The following is a 23854-nucleotide window of genomic DNA, read 5'->3' on the forward strand; positions in this document are numbered from 1 at the left end:
TTCAAAAAATCCCCCGACCATTAGACCAGGGGAACATGAAACACACTTCAGTATTCAACTAAAATCCGCTAAACCTATTGCCACCAAGTTATTTCAACATTATTAAAGCCACACACTCCACGTGCGTAATGACTTAAGTCTTATACAACCACGCTAAAGGAATTTCTCTAGGGGGTGAATTTATCAATTTTTACCCCTTTCGCATGATAATTTACCCCTTTAGACAAGGCTTTATCCCCGTGGGGTAAGTTTTGCTAAAGAGTTATACTCTTAGCAAAACCAATTTACATTCCATCAGTTTCTTTTTCTTCAATACCCATAATTAAATTTCTTATCCAACCTGGTGCATTTGGCATGGACGTACCTTCTTCTAAACAACGTACGACTTCTTCTACATCTTCTTTTCTCCAGAACCTATCTCGAATATAACACTTGGTAGAACAGAAATTTGCTTGTGATACTCTACTTTCAAATTCCTTCCTACAGTAGTAGCACACTCTCTGATACGTAGTTGGATGGTTTTCCTCCCATTTTCTTTTACACTTCTGAGAGCAGTAAGCCTTTGGGCGTCCACCCGTGGGCTTTTCATTTATTCGAGTACCAAAATTCTTACAGAATTCTTTCGAATAAATATAATCTTCTTTTTTCTTTTTGATCTCAGCACCATACCCATCAATCCCTTGTGCCTTACAAAAGTTTCTTACCTTATCTCTGGATAAATCTAAAGCAGCAGCGATACTTCGATAACCAATACCTATTTTACGCAATTCTATAATCTTTTCTTTATGTTCATCGGTCATTTGCATTACCTCCATCAATTTATTGATGTTTAGTAATGCCCTTAAAAGACGAGGAAGTCAAGCTCACCTTAGAATAGTATTTCCAATTCTTTTTTTGTTTTTAGTTTGTAAAAAGCGATAATAACACTCGTATAATATTGCATCATCCAATCGTACCAGATTTCTTTACTATACTCTCCTTTCTGATCAGCACTGTTATGACGAATATTATATCCATTGACAATGCCAAAGATTAATTTGTCATGTTCATTCTTAGAAATTTCATACTCTTCATTAAGAATATTTTTTAAATCGTCACGTTCATTTTCTAATATGTCAGCTAATATATTTACTGCCTTTTTCTTCGCTTCAATATTTGAATCAAAACGATAGAACATAGAAGCAGCGGTAGATAATTGTTCAAATACTTGATTAGGCATACCCTTGCCATCATAAGATAGTTGTTGTTTCAAAGTTTCATTCGGTAATCTCATTATGAAACCGTTTGTAGGTTCAATATAATATCCAGCATCATACATTTTTAAAATATTATTGATATGCTCTGCAAACTCCCCCCTAAGCTCTTCCTGCATTAGTTTTTTAGCTTTAAAATCATATACAGCTATATGATCATATAAGATTTCAATAACAGAAAATAGAATTTCTTCTGTATAATACTCAGCATGCTGATAAATCGGCCAGACTTCTGTATCTTGTAACCGTGTAGCAAAAAAGACTTCTGGATCAGGTGCTAAAGAAGGAGGCATTATCTGTTCCTCATCATTTGAAAATGGAATCGACTTCCATACCCCCTTTGTAGCACAATCGAAATAGTCTTTGTTTGAAAAATATTGGTATGTTTTAATAAAGTAGCTTTTAAGTTCATCCAACGATAACGAAAGTGAAGTTTTTATATGGCCGTTTCTTTCTGCATAGTATTTCTTCATTTATCTACTTCCCCTTTACACTGAAACATTATCTATTAAAGAGAGAAACTAACTAATCTTTTTCTTAATTCTTTTGAGGTAATCATTCGAAAAATCAACACCTAAGCTATCTAATACAATGTTAAGTGAAGTTTGATCTTTTTTTTGACTTAGACCGTAGCTAAGTACCGCAATATAACCTAACAGATGCCTTACTTTTTCATTGTTTATTTCTAATAATAATTCACAAAATTCCTCTATTTCGATTAATACAAGGTCATTAATAATTTTATCCTCTTCCTCAGTTGTTTTGAGGTATTTATAGGTAATATTTTGCATCTCAATTACCTTTTCTGCTTTTTTTACATCATGAATTCCAACATAATAAATCAGTGGAACAGTAAGTAATTGGAATGACCTATCGAAATGTAATAATTGTGAAAGCGAATCTATCGCAAGTGAGCGATTTTTAAATGTCTTTATAGCTTGCTTCCCAAGGTTATTAGTAAACACTTTATTCATTGAGGCAGCAACTAAAATATTTATTCCAGGGACTAAGAGTTTTAGTAAACCTTTTTCGGTGATTTTTCTAGCAAGTTGCTGTCCTCCAACCTTTTTACCAGCAGCCTGAAGAAACTTAGTAATTTTAAATTGTCTTAATGCTTTTCTTCCGAGGTATCCGGATGATCGAGAACCTACCTTTAAAACAGCATTACTTGCTTCTTCCCATTTATTTATCCCTAAAGTATAAAGAAATATGGTTATTAAGTCTTCAGGGTCATCAGCATCTAGTTTGGCATTATATAAAACCGATAACTCATAAACTAGCTTTAGTTGAACATATGTAATTGTTGCAAATTCTCCTAAAATAGTTGACCCGATTGCTATGGCTGAAGTACCCAAGCTTGGAACAATTGCAATTTCAAGACCAGTAACAACTGCACCCGCAGACCCGCCAGCAATTGCTGCTTTATTTGAAGCTGTTTTAATTAGCTTTTTCGCAATATTGTCTCGGTCTAGTCCAACATACTTTTTACTAAAGTATTCTGCATTTAAATTCTTACTATCACCAAGTACCTTATTTAATACTTTTGTAAACCAAGTTCCTTCCTCTAAATAATGCTTTGGGTCATCTTCAAATAGTTCTTTCATCTCACTAATTTGTTTCTTAACTTCTTGCTTATCAGGATTTTCTTCTAGAATTTCAGTTATTTCATCTTCATAAATACCATCTTTTTCTCCGTATTTCTCCATTTGAATATCTCCTTGAAATTTAGTTGTTGGGAAAATCTTACCATATGTATAATAGAGATGGTTGACTAAAAATTCTTTAAATTGAAAAATATATTTCCTATTACGCATTTTAAAAAAGAGAAAGAGTCACGAAAAGTTACCAGGTACTCAAACAATTCAGAATTCGAAGGGCACCTGCACCTGGTACCTAACACATGCAAATTAGTCTACGAAATCGAGTCCATTTTTAAGTTTATCAAAATGATCTATAAGCCATTCAAAATGTTGAATGTATAAATCCGTGTTGTGTATGTCTGCTTCAACTGAATATAGAATCCTTTTTGCTACACTATTTTTCCGGCTAGTATACCACTCAAGGGAATAACCACATGCATTTTCAATTTCAGCTTTTTTCGATTCAAGCTTTGAAAAATATTCAGGTTGGTAGACATAAATCCCTATACGCAGTATTTTCTTTTTGAGAAGCTGAAAAAACAAATGATAGTTTGAACTACCAACTGTAACATCATACCAATCATCATACGATGGCTTCCGTGTAGCAATATCGTTACCACGTCCGTTTTCCCGACAGTACTGAACGAAATGTGTCCAAAAATCCATCCTTAGCAAATGTCGTTCTGATAATTCCTTAGTTCCAGTAGTCGCGCCAGTTGTTTCATCAAATTCTATCTTATCTATTTCTGGGACATCCTCACGCTCATCATTCACAAACGAAATGTGAAGTAGCTCTATCATTTGTTCTTCATCTTTAAAACGTACGTCCCAACGTTTCTCGATGAACTTCAGCAATTTCAAACCACGTTTAAGGATATTCTCAGAATCCCAACCGGTTTCATGAGACACTTCAATTTCAGAGTGCGATCCATCTTCATAACCACGGCGCCCATTTGTCTTTGATATTTTCTTATCTTCAAAACTATCATTCTGCAATGCAGAATTTACACTTTGCGACAATGGCAGTAGATTACCTAGTGAACCGGAAAGTATTTTTATTTCTTCATCCGAATATTGACGGAACTGATTCCTCCAATACCATTTAGTTGGTGTCTGAGGAAGTATATGCTCAATCGTGACTTTGTCTTTCTCTACTTTTGTAAAAGGTGTCCACCCAAGCTTTTCAATTCCTGTTTTTTCAGCTTTTCCATATTCATATTCAAATAGAAGGTAACGTAGGTCACGCCAACCATAAAATCCATCACCATTAGAAAAATTTTTACCCATTCGAGTTATAAAATTATCAATTGTGTATTCCATATCCCAGTCAGTTGTGTCATTTAAAGATATTGTAACTTCATTAATAGCCAGTTTCTCCATATACACTTCACGCGTTTTCCGATAGTAATGACTACTTTGATAACTAGACTGATAAGCCGCCATTCTGAAAGATAAAAATATAAAACGTTCAATAGCGCAAAATAAATCAACTCGTTCGCTAGATGAAACTTCTTTATCTAAAGCAAGTGATACCGTTACGAGCGGTCTAAAATAGCCAATTCCAATTCGATTAAGACGCTCTAACCAAAGTTTTTCTTCATGAGTTAAACTACTGAATTGTGGAAAATTAGAATAAAACCAGTATTTTGCTACATCTTTCAAACTATTAACATAATCTGCTATGTCCTTCGGTTCAAGCTTACTTATTGTCTTTACAGTCGCATCATCAGTAGGTTTGGGAAGATCATCATCTTCATCGGCAAATTCTATATCTGTATTTTCCGGAATTTCTTCCTCAATCGCTTCAACCTGTTTATCAAATACATTCTTTGCGGAAAATTTATTCAGTAAGAATTTTATGTAGTCATCGCCTTTTTTACGTGAATAATTAAAATACATAATCCAATGAGCTCTTAAAAATTCATCATCAGAAAGTGGAGAATGTTGATTTCGGCCAAGCTGATAATAAACTTCTTTCCAAGCATCGTTTATTTGTTTTCTCATTTCTGCTTTATCCATCACATCCAATTGAGAATCATCATATAGCGTAGTCAAATATATAAGTCGATTCTTAAGTAATTCAAGGTTCGTTAGTTTTTTACCACGGTTATTCATTGTTTCAAAAGCAACGAAAACATCGTAATCATCTTCAATTTCATGAATATTAAACATCAATTGCAGGGTGATTTTACGAAATAAAGCTTCAATTCCATCCATACCTTCTGATGCATATAGTTTTTTCAAACAATCAATAAAGAATTTCTTTGCGTATTTCAAGTTTTGCGTATAGTAAGTCTCATTAACCGCTCCGCTATGGAGTTCCTCATACACCCTATACACAAGGTATTCAGCACTAGGATTGTCTGTCTCGTATCCAAATAAATATGTAGTAATAAAGTTTTGAGGAGGACGTTTCTGTGATATATATTTTGAACGTATTGATTTTAAAGTTTGATAACAAAGAACAATCTCATCTTCACTTTTATCAACATTACATTCTAGATTTTTCACGAAGGATACTATCTCGTTGACAAGGATAGAAAAGGTAGTAAGGCGCTGCTGACCATCCACAACATGATAGGCTTTATAACCTGAATCAAGTAACCACTTATCATTTCCCCAGCCTTTCGTTTCTGCCTTTGGAACAGCTTTCAGAGAAAGTAACCCCGTATAGTGATATCTACCTTCTTGCAAATTCATTACATCGTCCCAAAAGTCCACAAGTTGACCTTGCTTCCAAGCGTATCCTCTTTGATAATCTGGAATGCGAAACAATTTATTTTGATACAACTCAGAAAGTGATTGTAAATTACTCATAACTATATCTCCTATTTTTATGAATTTGACTTTAAAATGTTTACTAGTTCATTTTAATCATTCCACCATGCAATTGATCATACAACTAGATCATTCCGAAGTAACGAAATGCTTTTTTTATATCTTCTTGCTTTTTTTCCGGACATGGAAATACCCTCTCATTAACATTGTTTCTATTATTAGCAACTTTCGGTGACAGACCGCATATTTCTTTTGTATGAGCTATCCAACATGTCTTAGCTGTGTAACCAAAATTCTCTTTTATATAATCTTGTATCTCTTTATATGTAGCCATTTACTATACACCCTCTCTTAGTTTTATATAGTTTCCCGGCAATGCTTCAAACATCTCTGGATAATGACTGCACCGAGCTCTAACCTGGTTGTACTTCGCTTTTTCACCATTTTTCTGTACATAAAGTTTTCTATCATAAATAATATCTGCTAATTCAGAAGCATGGAGTGTCCGATTTTCCACTTCGGACAATACTATCTTCATCGCCTCCTGTAACGTATACTCAGCTTTGGCTGCAGGAGAAGTAGCTTCGATTTCCGCATTTTCTTCATATTTTAATAGAATATAGGCAGGTTTGTTATCTTTTAAGATTATCACTTTCCCAATTTCATCAACTGTTTCAAAAACATCCTTAGTTTCACTGATGACTTTTTCAAATGATACTAGATCATTAATATTAATTTTCATGCCATTCACCTCTACTCAAATATATATAAAAATGTATTGCATGTAAATATACTTGTACACATATTTGTACACACATTTGTACAAATAAGTTCCGTAACAAATTATTATAGAGCAATGTATAGTGTTATTAGAAATAGAATGGAGGGTTTACTATGAATAATCTAATAGACTTTTTCTCAAGAAAATCATATCAGGAGATTACTTTGAGGGATTTACAAAAAAACGATGAACTTACTGAACAATACGGCATTTATATTGGTTGCCTGATAAAGCAAGATGTAACTATCATACGGAGTTTGGTCGGAGAATTAGATATTAAGAGTGAGCAAATCGAACAACTGACAGCTACTTGGAATGATCTTAATCAGCAATATAATGAGATAATCAAAAACTGTTTGGTTTATTTGAATTTGCCGAAAATGATGAATATTAATCATGATAAAGACAGCATCATGATCAGCGAGGACGGTCATGCTTGGGTGGTTCATAATTATGAGGAAAATAAAGAAGATAAAAATGACTGACCTGGACTCTCATCCAAATCAGCCACCATGCTAGTTAATTTCATTCACCGCCAAGTTCCATCTTCGTTCCATCCATGAAGGTAACGACCAGTTTCCCACTTTCAGAAACGGTGATGTGATCTAGTGCCTTTAACATAAAATCTATTTCAAAATCTGTAATGTGTTTTGCGTTTTCTGTTATGTCTTCGAACTGAACTGCTCTGTATTGCTCAAGCGTATTACCAAATTCAGCATGTGTCTCCCATCGTGCCCTTATCTCATCTCGGTTCTCAATAAGAGTATTCCAAGCCATCATAAACACTTTCTCAAGAATCGTTTCATCCGCATGTCGATTCGTACAGCCTTGCACACCTTTCGCTCGGTAGCGTTCTTGGCACTGCCATACTTTTCGGTATACATCGCGTGTCTTCCACCCTCTTCTTGTAAAGGCTTGATTGCATGTTCCGCAAATTATTTTGCCTGCAAAAGGATTTGATTCTGGAGTGCGTGAATATGCATTCAAGCCGTGCTCTTCACAATAGTATTGAATGGCAAACAAAACTTTACGCAAATTTGTGAACTATTTAGCGTTCCCTGTTTTTGTTTTTAAGGATTTAAATGTGGTAAAAAAATACATTAAGGTTGAATTAAGATGTATTGCTAAACTGTTCTCCCTTTTGCCAAACAATTAAACTTAGTCCGCAAAACAGCACCTCCTTTCTCTACTTCTCCATCACTCACAAAGCCAATATCCCTTAAAAACACACCTAAAACTCCGACTCAATTTCGGTTCTTTACATAAAAATAACCCTTGGAAATGGCATCAACAAGCCATTTCCAAGGGTTTCATTCTTCATTTCAACTCCAGCCACGCGACCGTCTCAACGTGTGTTGATTGTGGAAACATATCCACCGGCTGCACTTCCTGCGTTTTATAACCACCATCTTCTAAAATTCTCAAATCACGAGCAAGGGTGGCAGGGTTACAAGAAACATAAACAACACGCTTAGGACGTTGCTCAATAATTGTCGTAAGTAGTGCTTCGTCACAGCCCTTTCTTGGCGGATCAACTACCAAGACATCCGCTTGTTTTCCTTCTTTGTACCATTTAGGTATAACTTCCTCTGCAGGACCAGCCTCAAAATAAGTATTAGTAAAACCGTTCAGCTCCGCATTTCTTTTTGCATCTTCAATAGCCTGTGGAACAATTTCTACACCAAGTACTTGTTTTGCTTTTTGTGCTAAGAATAGAGAGATTGTACCAATACCACAATAAGCATCAACAACTGTTTCATCACCTGTAAGCTGAGCATAATCCAAAGCTTGTTTATAAAGTACTTCAGTTTGTTCTGGATTTACTTGATAAAATGAGCGAGCCGAAATTTCAAAGCGAACATCTCCGATTAAGTCTTCAATAACAGCTTTGCCCCAGATAACGTTTGTTTCATTTCCAAAGATCACATTTGTGTTTCGGTTATTTACATTATGAACAATCGATTTCACATTCGGCTCTACTTCACGAATGAACTGAATAATTTCCTCTTGCTTCGATAATTTCGCATGCTTCGTTACTAGTACAACCATCACTTCTCCAGTTGCTCGTCCTTTACGTACGACTAGGTGGCGAAGCTGGCCTTTTTTCGTTTCTTCATTGTATGGAATTAAATCTAGTTTCAACGCATTTTCTTTTACTGCTCTTAGTAATCTATCTGCTTCATCTGTTTGTATTAAACAAGTATTCGTGTCTGCAATTCGATGTGATTTCGATTGATAGAATCCTGCGATTACTTCACCATCTTCTAAATCGAATGGAATTTGAGATTTGTTGCGGTATTCCCACGGCTTGTCCATGCCTTTTACAGGAAGCACAGGCGCATCTATCTTCCCTATGCGTTTCATGACATTGCGAACCATACTTTCTTTCCACTCAAGCTGCCCTTCATACGTCATATGCTGAAGCTGACAGCCCCCACATTCATAAAACACTGGGCATGGTGCTTCTACACGAAATGGTGAAGGTTCCACGATATTTTTCAATTTGGCAAAGCCATAGTTTTTTAATGTTTTTAGCACATGTACTTCGACAGTTTCGTTCGGTAAGCCTCCAGTTATAAATAGAGGATATCCATCGACCTTTGCGACTCCTGCTCCGTCATGTGTTAAATCTTCAATATGGACTGTTAACTGATCATTTTTTTGTACTGGTGTATTCAATGTTAAACTCCGTTCTAGTTATGATTGATTCATTATACCAAAAAGAATGCGTACAAGTCTGCTGACTCATACGCATAATCATATATTTTTCCGTTATTTTATCTGTATATGTATTTTTGGGGTCTTCTAGCTCGATTTATTGCTTTTCCTGGAATACGATTAGCTTTCTGCATAAAGTTTCTCGTGAAATTCCATACATTTTAACTTACGCTAAAAATCAAAAAAAGCAACCAAAATTATTACTTTGGTTGCTAATACTTTATTGGTTAGGATTCTTTACTTCGATGTCTTTTATAGTCGTCATGAAAGATTGGAACAAACCCATTCTGTTCCATTTTTATATAACGTTGCTCTAAATGAGTTATTATTTTTTGACCTTTTTCTTTCGAAAAGACGCCGTACTCAACGTATTTGTTGATAATTTCTTTCTTTTGCTTAAGAGCTTCTTGTTGTAAGGCCTTCATCTCTTCTTGCTGCTCCGACGTTAATTTTACATCTGTTGGCATGTCGGCCTTTGCCTCCATTGACGTCAAACCCATCAACCCAACAGTCATTAAAATCGCTGTCATTACACTTAACCAACGTATACTCATTTACATTTCCTCCTCTCTTGTTTTGTTTTATCGTGTGCTATTTGACATCATTTATCCTTTTTTTGAAAAACTGTATAGTTTCTAAAGGTGGATATAAACAAAAAAACCTCAATTTTGAGGTCCCTTAATTATTGTTTTACTTCCGTAATTTGCTTGTTTACGATTTTTGATAACTGATCCCAGGTATGAATTTCAAATGTCGGTTGGATATCAGTATGATTTAGTTTTCTTTTTGGATTAAACCAACATGTATCAATTCCAAAATTATTTCCACCTTGGATGTCGGATGAAAGTGAATCTCCTATCATTAATACACGCGATGGATCGGAAATTTGAAGTCGTTCTAATGCATATGCAAAAATTTCTTTTTGCGGTTTTTGAAATCCTGTTTCTTCAGAGGTAATTATGATTTCAAAGAGATTTTTTAATGCCGAGCCATTTACTCTAGCATGTTGGGCGTCTTTAAATCCATTAGTAAGGAGTGCAATTCGAAAATCTGTTAAGCTTGCAAACAATTCCTCTACTCCATCAATCATATGAACTTCTTTTCCTAAATTTTCTATGTACTTTTGACCGCATAGTATCGGATCTATATCTAAGGAATGTTCTATAAATAATCGTTTAAAACGTTCGACCTTTAATTCTGCTAAAGATGTGCGACCATACTCAAGGTCATCCCATAACACCTTACTAATCGATTTATAACTAGTAAAATAATCTTCTAAACCATTTGGAAGTCCATACTCTTCAAATAAAAGACTGAGTGCATTCTGTTCAGTCATTCCAAAATCGAGCAATGTATCATCCAAGTCAAACAATAGTACATCGTATCTCATATAAATTCCACCTTTCATACTCCTATAATTTTAGCATATTAAGTTGAATATAATACTGGAATAGCCTTTATTGTTATCCAGTATTAAGAGACTATTTTATTGGCAAAAATGTATTTTATGAGCTATATTTGATAAGTTATGGGCTATTTTAATAAATTTTAGGGTTTTAGTGCAAGTTTTAGTGGAGATTTTTAGATTTATGGGATCTATTTAATTGTCTATGGGCTATTTTAATCTTTTTAGGGCTATCCTCAATATAAAAAATGACCTCAATCTATACGATTGAGGTCATTACCTTTTATTCGTCCTTCACTGCTCCGTCCCTAGAAGCAGCCCAAAAGGCTACGATAATGGAGCCGATTAATACGATGAATGGTGCGTAAAATATCATAAACTCTGTCATATAATCTCTCCTCCTTACGCGTGGTTATTTTCTTTTTTTCCACGTACATAGTCTTTATTGAATAAAAATAATCTTAGTAATAAATACAACGATGGGATTAACAGAGCAAGCCCAGCTATAAAAGCGACGATTAAGGCAATAGCCATCGCTTCATTTGTAAAGCTGTCATATATCGTTAAGTGTGGATACAATAAATATGGAAGATGCGCAAATCCGTATGAGAAGAACGCTATTAAGAATTGCCCTCCTAGTAGCACAAATGCCAGTCCGTAACTTCGTTTCGACCATAATAACCATACTGTTCCGATAAAGAGCAATAACGACAATGCAAATGCCCACCATATATCGAGCATATTTTCATAGTGCTCCAGATTATGTGAACGGAGCTCCACCATAATTCCGCCCGCTGTTATAATGGTGGGAAGTGCCCAAATGAGCGCATACTTTCTCATCAGCCTTGTTGCATCTAAATCACCTGCTTTATTGGCATACCAGGTCAAAAACACTGATGAAATATACAAAACAGAAGAAAGGCTTAGCACTACAATCGACCATGTGAGAGGACTTGTAAATAGCGCTTCATAATCGAGAGTTGGTGATTCATTAATCATATGAACAAAGCCGCCCTCTGAAATAGTTAATACAATGGAAAGTGCTGCTGGGATAAATAGACCAGCAAGACCATACATAAATGAATATCCCTTATGCCCTCTAGAACCATACGTTTCAAAAGCATAGTAGGAGCCACGGATTGCAAGTAATATTAACGCTATACTCGCAGGTACTAGTAAGGTCGTACCATAATAAAAAGCAGTCTTCGGGAAAAATCCGATAATGCCAACAAAGAAAAATACAAGAAACACATTCGTTACTTCCCAAACTGGTGACAAGTAGCGCTGTATAATATTCGTTAGAATTCGTTGCTTACCAGTGAGTAAACTGTAAGCATTAAAAAAACCTGCGCCAAAGTCTATAGATGCAACGACCAAATAGCCAAAAAGAAACGTCCATAACACAAAGATTCCGATGATTTCTAATGTCATAATATATCACCGCCTTTTTCTACATGTCTATCCTCTATTTCCTGTTCCACTGGGTTTTTCCTAAACATACGTGTTAAAACTACAATACTTCCGATACCAAGTACCAAGTACAGTCCTGCAAATAGTATGAGCATAATATCCACATGGGGACTGGTCGTTGCAGCATCTTCGACTCGCATAATACCTCTTAGAATCCAAGGTTGCCTTCCGACTTCTGCAAGCCACCATCCTGCTTCAATCGCTATAATTGATGCCGGTCCACCTAGAACAATGAGCCAACGATACCACTTGGAGTTAACAAATGCCCATTTTAGCTTCGTACCTAGCCAGTATAATCCCGAAAGTACTACCATCGACATACCAATCGTCACCATAATATCGAAAAGATAGTGGATATATAACGGTGGTGTTTCATCTGCAGGGAACTGATCTAAACCAATTACTTCAGCAGTCGGATTAAAATGCGCTAGAATACTTAAAGCAAAAGGTATTTCTATCGCATACTTCACTTCTCCATCATCTAAGATTCCATATAAAATTAGTGGTGCACTTTCTTCCGTTTCAAAATGCCATTCCGCAGCTGCTAGCTTTTCTGGCTGATATTCAGCTAAATATTTCCCTGAAAAGTCACCAATAATAGCAGTAGCAATTGAGAATACTAAGCCAACCTTCATCGTTAAGAATAATGCTTTTTTATGATATATATGATTCGAGCCTTTCAATAAACGGAAAGCTGCAATTGCCGCTAACACAAATGCAGACGTCATATACGCAGTCACTACTACATGTGCTACCTTTGTGGGCATAGCAGGATTGAACATAGCTAGCAGTGGGCTAATATTCACTAACTCTTCATTTAATACATCAAACCCTTGGGGTGCATTCATAAATGCATTTACAATTGTGATAAAAACAGCGGAAAATGATGCTCCAACAGCTACTGGAATAAGTAACAGAAGATGCTTCTTTTGATTCTCAAATCGATCCCATGTGTATAAGTAAATTCCTAGGAAAATAGCTTCAAAAAAGAAAGCAAATGTCTCCATAAATAGTGGAAGGGCAATAATATTTCCCGCTAGTTCCATAAAGTTCGGCCAGAGTAAAGAAAGTTGCATACCAATCGCTGTTCCAGTCACTACACCAACCGCTACAGTAATTACGAATCCTCTTGCCCATCTTCTTGCTAGTAATATGTAATGTTCATCATTCTTTTTAATACCTACCCATTGGGCTATCATAATCATTAAAGGAACACCAACACCAATAGTTGCGTAAATAATATGAAACGATAAGGTCAATTCGGTTAGTACGCGACTAAAAAATACGGATTCTTCATTCATCATTCTTCCCCCTTTCTAATTACCAAATATTCTCCCCGCAATCGATAGCATCATGATTCCTGCCACAATAAAAGCAAGCCACATTAAATACTTTTCCTGTTTCTTATACATGTGCTTCACTCCTTTACCTACATAATACCCAAAATAAAAGTTATTGAACTTTATTATTATGAAGGTAATACAAAATTATGATAGCTAGGCAGGGAATTTCGATTTTCTAAGGCTTTAAAATTGCATACAAAAAAGCTCAACATATATAATGCTGAGCTTTTGCTTACGGTCTATCCTGTTCTCGAATTTCATCGATTGGAACAAAGACCTCTATATGTCTATATAAATTTTGGAATGTTGCAGGAATATTCCCACCGTATTCCCCGTCTAGATTAAGAAGAACTTTATCATCAGAAGTAACTTTAATATGTTTTGCTTTTTTATGAATCACATGTGGATCTGCTAAATGATCTCCGCGTAAGGCTAAAGACGCTACACGAATAAATTCAGCAATGTTCACTTTTTTTAGAATCAATAAAGAAAATAACCCATCGTTAATACTCGAATTTGGAGCAAGTTTTTCAAATCCACCTACTGAATTCGTTAAACCAACTAAGAACATCATTACTTCGTCTTCAAATACTTCCCCATCATATTCAATTCTAACCTTTGTTGCGTTGATCGATGGAAGCATCTCTATACCTTTTAAATAATAGGCAAGCTGCCCAAGCATCGTTTTAAGTTTGCTCGGTACTTCGTAAGTAAGTTCCGTAATTCGACCGCCACCAGCAATATTAATAAAATAGCGATCATTAACTAAGCCTACATCCACTGGAATCGAATCACCTTTAATAATAATATCCACTGCTTTTTTTATGTCTCTTGGAATATGAACAGCTCTAGCAAAGTCATTTGTCGTTCCCATCGGAATTAGCCCAATTTTAGGACGTTTCTCAAATTCACTTACACCTGCAACTACCTCATTAAGCGTTCCATCTCCTCCAGATGCAATGATAATATCAAAGCCATTTTCTACCGCCTTCTTCGCTGCCTCGATGGCATCACCTTCAGCTGTGGTCGCATGACATGATGTTTCATATCCAGCGATCTCTAAGCTTTCCAAAACCTCTGGTAAATGTTTTTTAAATAACTCTCTTCCGGAAGTTGGATTATAGATAATTCTTGCACGTTTCATACTTATTTCCTTTCTGCTTCACAATACTTACTTCTCATAAAGACTATATATCATTACAAAAAGTTCCATGACACTATTAAAAGAGTCGACTCTAGCCGACTCCTTTAGGAATATGGTTAGTAATATTTTATTTTTGTAGTGCTTGAATCCAAGTATTACGTATGCTTTCATATACAGCTAGATGAAATTCCTGATTGCTGACAAACTCATTAGTCATTTGCGCATAAAATTCTTTTTGTACTTCCTCAAAAGAAGGATCTTCTTTTGCAGGAAACTTTGCTCTACCATCCATTACGAACTGTTGAACTAACTCTGCGCGTGGACCCCATTTAGAAACCACTTCACCTTCTCTATTTAACAACAAATAAACAGGAATTGAACGGCCACCATTTGTTAAATGCTGATCTATTAAATCCAAGTTTTCATCGCGATAAACAGCACGTACTTCAATATTAGCAGCCTCTGCAATTTTACGTAAAATAGCATTATTCATCATCGCATCGCCACACCAGTCTTCTGTAATAACTAGTATATGTGGTGTTTTTTCCTTTAATACTTCAATAAATTCATCATCTGCGGGTACATCGAATTTATTGTAGATGCTGAAAGATTCTTCTTTCTTCGTAGTCATATCATCCATATATTGAGTTAGTGGCTTTGCATTTTCAAAATATTGTTGTTCTGTAGACAAGTGAGTTGCCTCCTTTTTTTCTAAGTATACTTCGTTTTCAATCGTTATTCAAACAAGCTAGACTATTCCATAACCTTTTTATACTATTGATTTCTTCTTCGCTTGAAATAAAATAACGTCATTCACTTTTTTATGTATTTCTCCATCCCTATAAAAAATGGCGCCTCCATCTGGGAGAGCATAAATAGTACGTTCAGTGGAAAGTGCAAATAATTCATCATCAGATGCTTCGTTATAATGTACTTCCACGCTAAAGTTTACTAAACCTAAACCTTTTATCACTAACGACTCTGGATAATCATCGTCTTTTGTTAAAATACATTCCCGGCAAAATGCCAAAGCACCTGCACTATAACCAATTTGTAACCTAGGATAATTTCTAATGCTTGAAGAAAGTTCTTTTTCTTCGATTATCTTGAGTAACTTTTCTGGTCTGCCACCTATTAAATATAGAACATCACTCTCATTTATCATCGAAACCATTTCTTTTGTGGAAAGTTCCTCATGTAATAAATCTAGTCTCACATTTGAAATGTTAGAGAAAACCTGTATTAAACTTTCCATCCAGCTATCATACTTTGAAATTTCCGTTGCAAAAGGAACAACTAAAACTTTCGAATTTGGTTTAATCCTCTTCGACAATTCTTCAAATACTTCATCCAACTCACCTTTTAAAACGTGCCCACCACCAATAAAACATAACTCCACTTTGCATACTCCCCATTACGTAAAATATTCTTTCATCATAGCATCAACACACATCGAAATAAATACTATTTAGTTTTTGTATCCCTAAAATATGGGTGAATGAGAGGCTTGTATGCTATACGAGAGAGCACCGATTATATATAAGAAAAACCTTCTATAAGTGGGTTTACTTGCGGTGGGATGGGCTTTACTTGCGCTCGAGGTGGATTTACTTGCGGAGTTGGTTAGATACTTGCGCTCGGAATCGGTTTACTTGCGGAGTAGATGCTTTTGCTTGCTAAAAGGGATTATCTGGAAGATTTAAATACTCTTTGCTTTTCGCCTTGGTGAAAAGCTTCCTTATTTGTATTTACTTGCGCTGGGATGGGCTTTACTTGCACTCGTGGTGGATTTACTTGCGGAGTTAGCCAGATACTTGCGCTCGAGACCGGTTTACTTGCGGAGTTGATGCTTTTACTTGCTAAGAGGGATTATCTGGAATATTTAAATGCTCTTAGCTTTTCGCCTTGGCGAAAAGCTTCCTTATTTGCATTTACTTGCGGAGGGATGGGCTTTACTTGCGCTCGAGACCGGTTTACTTGCGGAGTTGATGCTTTTACTTGCTAAGATGGGATTATCTGGAATATTTAGATACTCTTTGCTTTTCGCCTTGGTGAAAAGCTTCCTTATTTGCATTTACTTGCGGTGGGATGGGCTTTACTTGCGCTCGAGGTGGATTTACTTGCGGAGTTGGCTAGATACTTGCGCTCGCGACCGGTTTACTTGCGGAGTTGATGCTTTTACTTGCTAAGAGGGATTATCTGGAAGATTTAAATGCTCTTAGCTTTTCGCCTTGCCGAAAAGCTTCCTTATTTGGATTTACTTGCGGTGGGATGGGCTTTACTTGCACTCGTGGTGGATTTACTTGGGGAGTTAGTTAGATACTTGCGCTCGAGACCGGTTTACTTGCGGAGTTGATGCTTTTACTTGCTAAACGGGATTATCTGGAAAATTTAAATGCTCTTTGCTTTTCGCCTTGGTGAAAAGCTTCCTTATTTGAATTTACTTGCGGTGAGATGGGCTTTACTTGCACTCGTGGTGGATTTACTTGCGGAGTTAGCCAGATACTTGCGCTCTAAACCGGTTTACTTGCGGAGTTGATGCTTTTACTTGCTAAGAGGGATTATCTGGAAGATTTAAATACTCTTTGCTTTTCGCCTTGGTGAAAAGCTTCCTTATTTGCATTTACTTGCGGTGGGATGGGCTTTACTTGCGCTCGAGGTGGTGTTACTTGCGAAGTTGGTTAGATACTTGCGCTCGGGACCAGTTTACTTGCGGAGTTGATGCTTTTACTTGCTAAACGGGATTATCTGGAAGATTTATATGCTAATAGCTTTTCGCCTTTGTGAAAAGCTTCCTTATTGGGGTTTACTTGCGCTTGGGAGCGGATACTTTCATAGAAAAAAGGATGCCCAAATGAAATGGGCATCCCTGAGTATTAGCGTTTTACGATTTCTTCGTTCAAGATTTTGTTAACAAGAGGCGGATTAGCTTGGCCTTTTGTTGCTTTCATGATTTGTCCAACTAGGAAGCCGATTGCACGGTCTTTCCCGTTTTTGAAGTCTTCGATAGATTGCGGATTAGCATCAAGTGTTGCTGTTACGATTTCGCGTAGGGCGCCTTCGTCAGAAATTTGTACTAAGCCTTTAGCTTTTACGACTTCTGCAGCGTCTCCACCGTTGTCAGCAAGCTCTTTGAAAACTTTTTTCGCGATTTTTGATGAGATAGTACCATCCGAGATCAATTTAATCATTCCAGAAAGATTAGCAGGAGTTAGTTCTATATCCTTCAATTCTTTTTGGTCTGCGTTTAAGTATGCAGAAACCTCACCCATCATCCAGTTAGCAGATAGTTTTACGTCAGCTCCATCAGCAATAGTTGCTTCAAAGAAGTTAGCCATATCCTTAGATAATGTTAATACATGTGCATCGTATGGAGATAACCCTAACTCTTCTATATAACGTTGTTTGCGAGCATCTGGTAGCTCTGGGATTTCTGAGCGTACACGTTCTAACCATGCATCATCAATTACAAGATCCACCAAATCTGGCTCTGGGAAATAACGATAATCGTCCGTACCTTCTTTAACGCGCATAAGAATCGTTTTACCAGTTTTCTCATCATAGCGACGAGTTTCTTGTTCAATGATTCCACCAGCAGATAATACTTCTGCTTGACGAACTTCTTCGTGCTCTAGTCCTCTACGTACAAAGTTGAACGAGTTTAAGTTTTTCAACTCAGTTTTAGTACCAAATTCTTCTTGACCATAAGGGCGAATAGAAATATTCGCATCACAGCGTAAAGATCCTTCTTCCATTTTACAATCTGAAACGTCTGTATATTGGATAATAGATTTTACTTTTTCTAAGTAAGCATAAGCTTCCTCAGGTGTACGGATATCTGGTTCTGAAACGATTTCAACTAGCGGAGTTCCTTGACGGTTAAAGTCAACTAAAGAATATCCATCCGCATGGGAAAGTTTCCCAGCATCCTCTTCCATATGAAGACGAGTAATTCCAATACGTTTTTTCTCACCGTTTACTTCAATTTCAACCCAACCATTTTTACCGATTGGTTTATCAAATTGTGAAATTTGATATGCTTTCGGATTATCTGGATAGAAATAGTTTTTACGGTCAAACTTCGTATTCTGCTCGATTTCCATATTTAACGCAAGTGCTGCACGCATTGCAAAATCGACTACGTTTTTATTCAATACAGGTAATACACCCGGGTATCCTAGGTCTATTACTGTTGTGTTTGTGTTTGGTTCAGCCCCAAAATGATTAGGTGCTGATGAGAAGATTTTCGAGTTAGTTTTTAACTCTACGTGTACTTCTAATCCAATAACTGTTTCAAAGTTCATGTTATTTTCCCTCCCAAATCTGAGGAGTTTGTTTATGGAAATCAGTAGATTGCTCATAAGCATGTGCTACGCGATAAATCGTTGACTCGTCAAAATAATTCCCGATAATTTGTAGACCTAGTGGTAATCCATCTTCAAATCCACAAGGGATAGAAATTGCTGGTACACCTGCAAGGTTAATTGGAATTGTTAAAATATCATTTGCATACATCGTCAATGGATCTTCTACGTTTTCTCCAATTTTGAATGCTGGAGTTGGTGCCGTTGGTCCGACAATTACATCATAATCCGCTAAAACTTTATCGAAATCTTGTTTGATAAGTGTACGAACTTGCTGTGCTTTTTTATAGTAAGCATCGTAAGTACCTGCGCTTAATGAATAAGTACCTAGCATAATACGACGTTTAACTTCGTCACCAAATCCTTGTGCACGAGTTTCTTTATAAAGATCCAATAAGTTTTCAACGTTTTCAGCACGGAAGCCATAACGAATTCCATCAAAACGAGAAAGGTTGGAAGAAGCCTCAGAAGATGAAAGAATATAGTATGTAGCTAAAGCGTATTTAGAATGTGGCAATGAAACCTCTTCCCAAGTTGCTCCCTGTTCTTCTAATACTTTCAACGCATCCATAATAGATTGGCGAACTGCTTCACTTACACCTTCTCCTAAATATTCTTTAGGTACAGCAATACGAAGACCTTTAATATCTCCTGTTAAAGCTGCTACAAAGTTTGGAACATCAACATCTGCTGAAGTAGAATCATTTGCATCAACTCCAGAAATTGCTTCTAGAAGTAGTGCATTGTCTTCTACGTTACGAGTGATCGGACCAATTTGATCTAAAGAAGAAGCAAACGCTACTAGACCGAAGCGAGAAACACGTCCATACGTAGGTTTCATGCCGACAACACCACAATAGGATGCTGGTTGACGAATAGATCCACCAGTATCTGAACCTAGCGAGAACGGCACCTCACCAGCTGCTACTGCTGCTGCTGATGCACCTGAAGAACCACCAGGAACACGATCTAATGACCAAGGGTTTTTAGTTGTTTTATAGGCTGAATTTTCATTGGAAGATCCCATTGCAAATTCATCCATATTCAATTTACCGATTGTAATCATACCAGCCTCGCGTAACTTTTTCACAACCGTTGCATCATAAATAGGATTGAATCTTTGTAAAATTTTACTTGCACAAGTAGTTTCTAATCCTTCTGTTACGATATTATCCTTTACTCCGATCGGTAAACCGAATAATGGTCCACGTTCTTCAAAAGGTATTTTTTCTAATTCTGTAGCTGTTTCTAATGCTTTTTCTTTATTCAAAGCTAAGAAGGCTTCTACTTCGCCATCAAGTTTTTCTACACGTGCAAAAGCTTCGTTTGTCAAATCCACTAAAGAAACTTCTTTATTATGTATAAGCCCTTGTAATTCTTTCGATGAGCGATTAAATAACGTCATGATTTTCCCTCCTTACATTTATTAATCCATAATTGATGGTACTTTTACTTGACCAGCTTCTTGGTCTTTCACATTTAACATCATCGTATCTCTTTCCAAACCTTTAGTAGCTACGTCTTCACGTAGCACGTTTACTAATGGAAGGACATGTGTAGTAGGTTCTACATTTGTTGTATCCAACTCTTTTAATTGCTCAGCAAATTCCGTGATTGCTCCTAGTTGAAGTGCAAACTTTTCTGCTTCTTCCTCTGTAATTGCAAGTCTCGCAAGATGGGCAACATGCTTTACTTCTTCTTTTGTTAACTCCGCCATTTATCACACCTCCGAATTCAGGTAACCATACGAAATATCATATCATTTTTCACTCTGCTTGAACAGAGAGTACCTCTTTACTCCTTATTGTGTGTATATATGCACATACGGTTCTTCATCACCAGCTTTTTTCACTAATAATGCCTCTGCACCATCTATCGAATTCACTTGTACTTCAATATTCATCGCAGGGAGATTTTTTACTAAGCCTGCAAGATGCTGTGTAAATCCAATAACCTCTGCAGTACCATAAAACTGTATAGGAATAGTGATTGTCAACTTTTGAAGTTGCTTATCTTTGAAATAACCTGTCCCAATAATACTCGTATAATTGGAAAAGTATGTTTCTACATCTTGTTTGAAGCCGCGGAAAACTGTATCTAAATCACGGTATTTTTCTTGAGAGTCCGCAGTAGGAAATAGAACATACTCCTCGTCAATTGCTTTCCAGTCAGATACATTTTTTCCTGCTGTCGCTGTACTATACGTAAAATATGTTCCTGGAACAACTGCGTTCCGACTATTTTGTTTGAACAAGCCGACTACAATTGGAATATCAGCAAGACCATCCATTTTACGTAAACGGGTAACTACTTCTTCAGCAATTCGTTTGCCATTCTCTTCAATCTGAGCCTGGGTCAGTTTCTCTTCATATATAGCACCATATTTTTCTTTCTCGTAGTAATAAGTTGAATTTAACGCCAATCCTATGGAAATTCCTGAGAGACTTACTTTATTATCTACTTTTTCTAAATAGTTTTGTTCCACGATATGCGTAATATAAACCGGAGCTTTTTTTGCTTTTTCCTCTCCAGTTAAACCTTTATCGTCTGGATTTAATCCACCTTCTCTTTGATTACTTCTTGCTAGCCAATTATCTAGTGTGTCTTTATCTAGATATTGCCCTTCCTGGAACAAATACTTTACTGGCGAGAACTCATTTTGAGAAATACGAAGAAGTCCATTTTCCACTTCCTTCATATCATATTTAGTAGATAAGTTGGATACTACATATCCTCTACTCGCACTTTCCTCGTAAGGTAATAATGTTCGATAATATGTTTCGTCAAGCTGCAAACTCGGAATTATTACTGATTTGGCCTCTTCTGCTTCTTCTGTATTTTGTATAACCTCTGTTTTGTCATCCAAAGAAGGGGCACAACCAGAGACCATTAGTAATAAAGCCAGCGTCAACATGCCTATATGTTTTTTGGTCATGTTCGCCACTCCCTTTACTCCGCTATGGAGTCTAATAATTTTTGTTCATCCCAAACCTCAATACCGAGGCTTGTGGCTTTTTCAAGTTTAGATCCTGCTTCTTCTCCAGCAATGACCAAATCTGTTTTCTTACTGACACTTCCAGCAACTTTACCACCTAATGACTCTATTTTTTCTTTTGCTTCTGTACGAGATAGTTGCATTAGTTTACCTGTTAAAACAACTGTTTTCCCTGCAAATGGACTATTTTCCATTACATTCGCATCAATAATTCTACCAGTATACTTTAGTGTCAATCCTGCTTCTTTTAAGCGATTAACTAGTAATTGGACTTCTTCTTGCTCAAAATAGGTCACTAATGAATCAGCCATTTTGTCTCCAATTTCAAAAATCGCTATAAGCTCTTCTCTTGTTGCTTTCATTAGCGCATCAAAGCTATGAAAACTCTCGGATAATATTTTAGCCGCTTTTTCCCCAATATGGCGAATTCCAAGTCCAAATAATACTTTTTCCATTGAGTTTGCTTTAGATGCTTCTATTGCTTCCACTAAATTAGTTGCCGATTTGAGTCCCATACGCTCAAGCTTTACTAAATCGTCCACTGTCAGATTATATAGATCTGAAATATCTTTTATTAATTGTTCTCTAAACAGCTGTTCTACCACTTTTTCACCAAGTCCATCAATATTCATGGCATTGCGAGACGCAAAGTGGTAAATACCTTCTTGGATTTGAGCGGGACATTGTGGATTTACACAACGAAGTGCGACTTCTTGTTCGATTCTTACTAATTCACTTTCACAAACAGGACAATGGCTTGGCATTTCGTATGGTACTTCCGTGCCTTTTCTCTCTTCCTTTATAACGGAAACTACTTCTGGAATAATATCTCCAGCTTTTCTGATAATAACATGATCACCAATTCTAATATCCTTTTCACGGATTAAATCTTCGTTATGAAGTGTTGCACGTTGCACAGTAGATCCAGCTACTTGTGCCGGTTCTAAAATAGCAGTTGGAGTGACAACACCCGTACGACCAACCGTTAAGTCGATATCGATAATTTTAGTAACTACTTCCTCTGCCGGAAATTTGTACGCTATCGCAAAGCGTGGACTCTTCGCTGTAAACCCTAGCTCTTCTTGCTGTGCATAGTCATTTACTTTTATAACAATCCCATCTATTTCATATGGAATGTCATGTCTTTTTTTCGTCCATTCTTCTATAAAGCTAAGTACTTCTTCAATGGATGTACATTTTTTTGTTTCCTTATTAGTTGGTAACCCCTGTTTCTTCATAAATCCTAGTGCATCCAAATGATTGTCTATATTCTGATCCTCACCATCGCCACCCATACCATATACGAACATGGCTAAATTACGACTAGCAGTAATTTTAGGGTCGAGCTGACGTAAGGAACCTGCTGCTGCATTACGTGGATTGGCAAATAAGACTTCTGCTTGTGCCGTACGTTCTTCATTCAACTTAGAGAAGGAAGACTTTGGCATATACGCTTCCCCTCTTGCCTCTATGGTTACCTTTTCTTTTAAGCGCATTGGAATCGAACGAATGGTTTTAATATTACTTGTAATATCTTCACCGATGGAACCATCGCCACGGGTAGCTCCTCTTTTTAAAAGTCCGTTCTCATATAATAAGGAAATTGCAAGACCATCAATTTTCAATTCACATACATACGTTGGTGACTCACCGATAATACCTTGAATGCGTTTATCAAAATCACGTAAATCCTCTTCGCCAAATGCATTGGATAGGCTTAGCATTGGATTTGCATGAGTTACTTTTTTAAAGCCTTCACTTACGATGGAACCAACTCGCTGAGTAGGAGAATCTGGTAATATTAAATCTGGATTTTGTTCCTCCAAAGCTATTAGTTCATGCAAGTATTGGTCGTATACGGCATCCGGAACAATAGGATCATCTAATACATAATAGGCATGTCCATAATCATTCAACAATTTGTGTAGCTCTTGTACTCGTTGTTCTAACTGATCCATCCAGG

The 23854-nt window shown here is 36.6% G+C and carries 22 protein-coding genes; 1 reads left to right on the forward strand and 21 read right to left on the reverse strand.

Annotated features, from left to right (window positions below; all coding sequences use genetic code 11):
• Positions 1-284: 284 nt before the first annotated feature.
• The 6 genes from MKY60_RS16555 to MKY60_RS16580 form a co-directional block, all read right to left on the reverse strand.
• The gene (locus MKY60_RS16555) at positions 285-800 is read right to left on the reverse strand and encodes a hypothetical protein (protein WP_340930630.1); all 516 of its coding nucleotides are present in this window, start codon (positions 798-800) and stop codon (positions 285-287) included.
• A gap of 68 nt (positions 801-868) precedes the next feature.
• Positions 869-1726 (reverse strand): hypothetical protein, encoded by an 858-nt coding sequence (locus MKY60_RS16560; RefSeq protein ID WP_093495202.1) that lies wholly within the window; start codon positions 1724-1726, stop codon positions 869-871.
• A gap of 48 nt (positions 1727-1774) precedes the next feature.
• Entirely contained in the window at positions 1775-2959 is a 1185-nt protein-coding gene (locus tag MKY60_RS16565; protein ID WP_093495203.1) for a hypothetical protein, read from the reverse strand.
• 201 nt (positions 2960-3160) lie between these two features.
• Complete coding sequence (locus MKY60_RS16570; protein ID WP_093495204.1) at positions 3161-5710, reverse strand: DUF4268 domain-containing protein; 2550 nt, start codon at positions 5708-5710, stop codon at positions 3161-3163.
• Between the two features lie 85 nt (positions 5711-5795).
• Positions 5796-6005: a hypothetical protein gene (locus MKY60_RS16575; RefSeq protein ID WP_093495205.1), complete on the reverse strand. Its 210-nt coding sequence runs from the start codon at positions 6003-6005 to the stop codon at positions 5796-5798.
• Positions 6006-6008: 3 nt separating this feature from the next.
• Positions 6009-6413 carry a hypothetical protein gene (locus MKY60_RS16580; protein ID WP_093495206.1) on the reverse strand — a complete coding sequence of 135 codons (405 nt, stop codon included), beginning with the start codon at positions 6411-6413 and terminating at the stop codon, positions 6009-6011.
• 152 nt (positions 6414-6565) lie between these two features.
• Here MKY60_RS16580 and MKY60_RS16585 point away from each other — a divergent pair, with 152 nt between their 5' ends.
• Complete coding sequence (locus MKY60_RS16585) at positions 6566-6937, forward strand: hypothetical protein (RefSeq protein ID WP_340930631.1); 372 nt, start codon at positions 6566-6568, stop codon at positions 6935-6937.
• A gap of 40 nt (positions 6938-6977) precedes the next feature.
• Here the strand turns inward: MKY60_RS16585 and MKY60_RS16590 are convergent, their stop codons facing one another.
• The 15 genes from MKY60_RS16590 to ligA all read right to left on the reverse strand — a co-directional run bounded on the left by MKY60_RS16590 (position 6978) and on the right by ligA (position 23849).
• On the reverse strand, positions 6978-7487 hold the full coding sequence (locus MKY60_RS16590; RefSeq protein ID WP_269915747.1) for a zinc ribbon domain-containing protein: 510 nt from the start codon (positions 7485-7487) through the stop codon (positions 6978-6980).
• A gap of 282 nt (positions 7488-7769) precedes the next feature.
• Positions 7770-9131: a 23S rRNA (uracil(1939)-C(5))-methyltransferase RlmD gene (gene rlmD, locus MKY60_RS16595; protein ID WP_340930633.1), complete on the reverse strand. Its 1362-nt coding sequence runs from the start codon at positions 9129-9131 to the stop codon at positions 7770-7772.
• Positions 9132-9397: 266 nt separating this feature from the next.
• Positions 9398-9724, reverse strand: a complete 327-nt coding sequence (locus MKY60_RS16600; RefSeq protein ID WP_241598297.1) for a YckD family protein — start codon at positions 9722-9724, stop codon at positions 9398-9400.
• A 128-nt stretch (positions 9725-9852) separates the two neighbouring features.
• The gene (locus MKY60_RS16605) at positions 9853-10560 is read right to left on the reverse strand and encodes a YjjG family noncanonical pyrimidine nucleotidase (protein WP_340930635.1); all 708 of its coding nucleotides are present in this window, start codon (positions 10558-10560) and stop codon (positions 9853-9855) included.
• A gap of 298 nt (positions 10561-10858) precedes the next feature.
• Positions 10859-10963 carry a cytochrome bd oxidase small subunit CydS gene (gene cydS / locus MKY60_RS21205; RefSeq protein ID WP_416235963.1) on the reverse strand — a complete coding sequence of 35 codons (105 nt, stop codon included), beginning with the start codon at positions 10961-10963 and terminating at the stop codon, positions 10859-10861.
• A gap of 14 nt (positions 10964-10977) precedes the next feature.
• Positions 10978-12006: a cytochrome d ubiquinol oxidase subunit II gene (locus MKY60_RS16610; protein ID WP_093495211.1), complete on the reverse strand. Its 1029-nt coding sequence runs from the start codon at positions 12004-12006 to the stop codon at positions 10978-10980.
• Positions 12003-13349, reverse strand: a complete 1347-nt coding sequence (locus tag MKY60_RS16615) for a cytochrome ubiquinol oxidase subunit I (RefSeq protein ID WP_340930638.1) — start codon at positions 13347-13349, stop codon at positions 12003-12005. The genes MKY60_RS16610 and MKY60_RS16615 overlap by 4 nt, the downstream gene beginning before the upstream one ends.
• Positions 13350-13620: 271 nt before the next feature.
• Positions 13621-14532 (reverse strand): diacylglycerol kinase, encoded by a 912-nt coding sequence (locus tag MKY60_RS16620; protein WP_241598293.1) that lies wholly within the window; start codon positions 14530-14532, stop codon positions 13621-13623.
• A gap of 127 nt (positions 14533-14659) precedes the next feature.
• Positions 14660-15223 (reverse strand): thioredoxin family protein, encoded by a 564-nt coding sequence (locus MKY60_RS16625; RefSeq protein ID WP_241598292.1) that lies wholly within the window; start codon positions 15221-15223, stop codon positions 14660-14662.
• 78 nt (positions 15224-15301) lie between these two features.
• Positions 15302-15931 carry a Type 1 glutamine amidotransferase-like domain-containing protein gene (locus MKY60_RS16630; protein ID WP_340930643.1) on the reverse strand — a complete coding sequence of 210 codons (630 nt, stop codon included), beginning with the start codon at positions 15929-15931 and terminating at the stop codon, positions 15302-15304.
• Positions 15932-17408: 1477 nt separating this feature from the next.
• A complete protein-coding gene (gene gatB / locus MKY60_RS16635; RefSeq protein ID WP_090568027.1) occupies positions 17409-18836 on the reverse strand; it encodes an Asp-tRNA(Asn)/Glu-tRNA(Gln) amidotransferase subunit GatB in 1428 nt (475 codons plus the stop codon).
• A 1-nt stretch (position 18837) separates the two neighbouring features.
• A complete protein-coding gene (gatA, locus tag MKY60_RS16640; protein ID WP_241598286.1) occupies positions 18838-20301 on the reverse strand; it encodes an Asp-tRNA(Asn)/Glu-tRNA(Gln) amidotransferase subunit GatA in 1464 nt (487 codons plus the stop codon).
• A 21-nt stretch (positions 20302-20322) separates the two neighbouring features.
• Positions 20323-20613 (reverse strand): Asp-tRNA(Asn)/Glu-tRNA(Gln) amidotransferase subunit GatC, encoded by a 291-nt coding sequence (gene gatC / locus MKY60_RS16645; RefSeq protein WP_090568021.1) that lies wholly within the window; start codon positions 20611-20613, stop codon positions 20323-20325.
• Between the two features lie 84 nt (positions 20614-20697).
• Positions 20698-21831: a CamS family sex pheromone protein gene (locus tag MKY60_RS16650; RefSeq protein ID WP_340930646.1), complete on the reverse strand. Its 1134-nt coding sequence runs from the start codon at positions 21829-21831 to the stop codon at positions 20698-20700.
• Positions 21832-21845: 14 nt separating this feature from the next.
• On the reverse strand, positions 21846-23849 hold the full coding sequence (gene ligA, locus MKY60_RS16655; protein WP_241598283.1) for an NAD-dependent DNA ligase LigA: 2004 nt from the start codon (positions 23847-23849) through the stop codon (positions 21846-21848).
• Positions 23850-23854: the final 5 nt, after the last annotated feature.

Source organism: Psychrobacillus sp. FSL K6-1415 (assembly GCF_038003185.1).
In the GTDB taxonomy this organism is placed as follows: domain Bacteria; phylum Bacillota; class Bacilli; order Bacillales_A; family Planococcaceae; genus Psychrobacillus; species Psychrobacillus psychrodurans.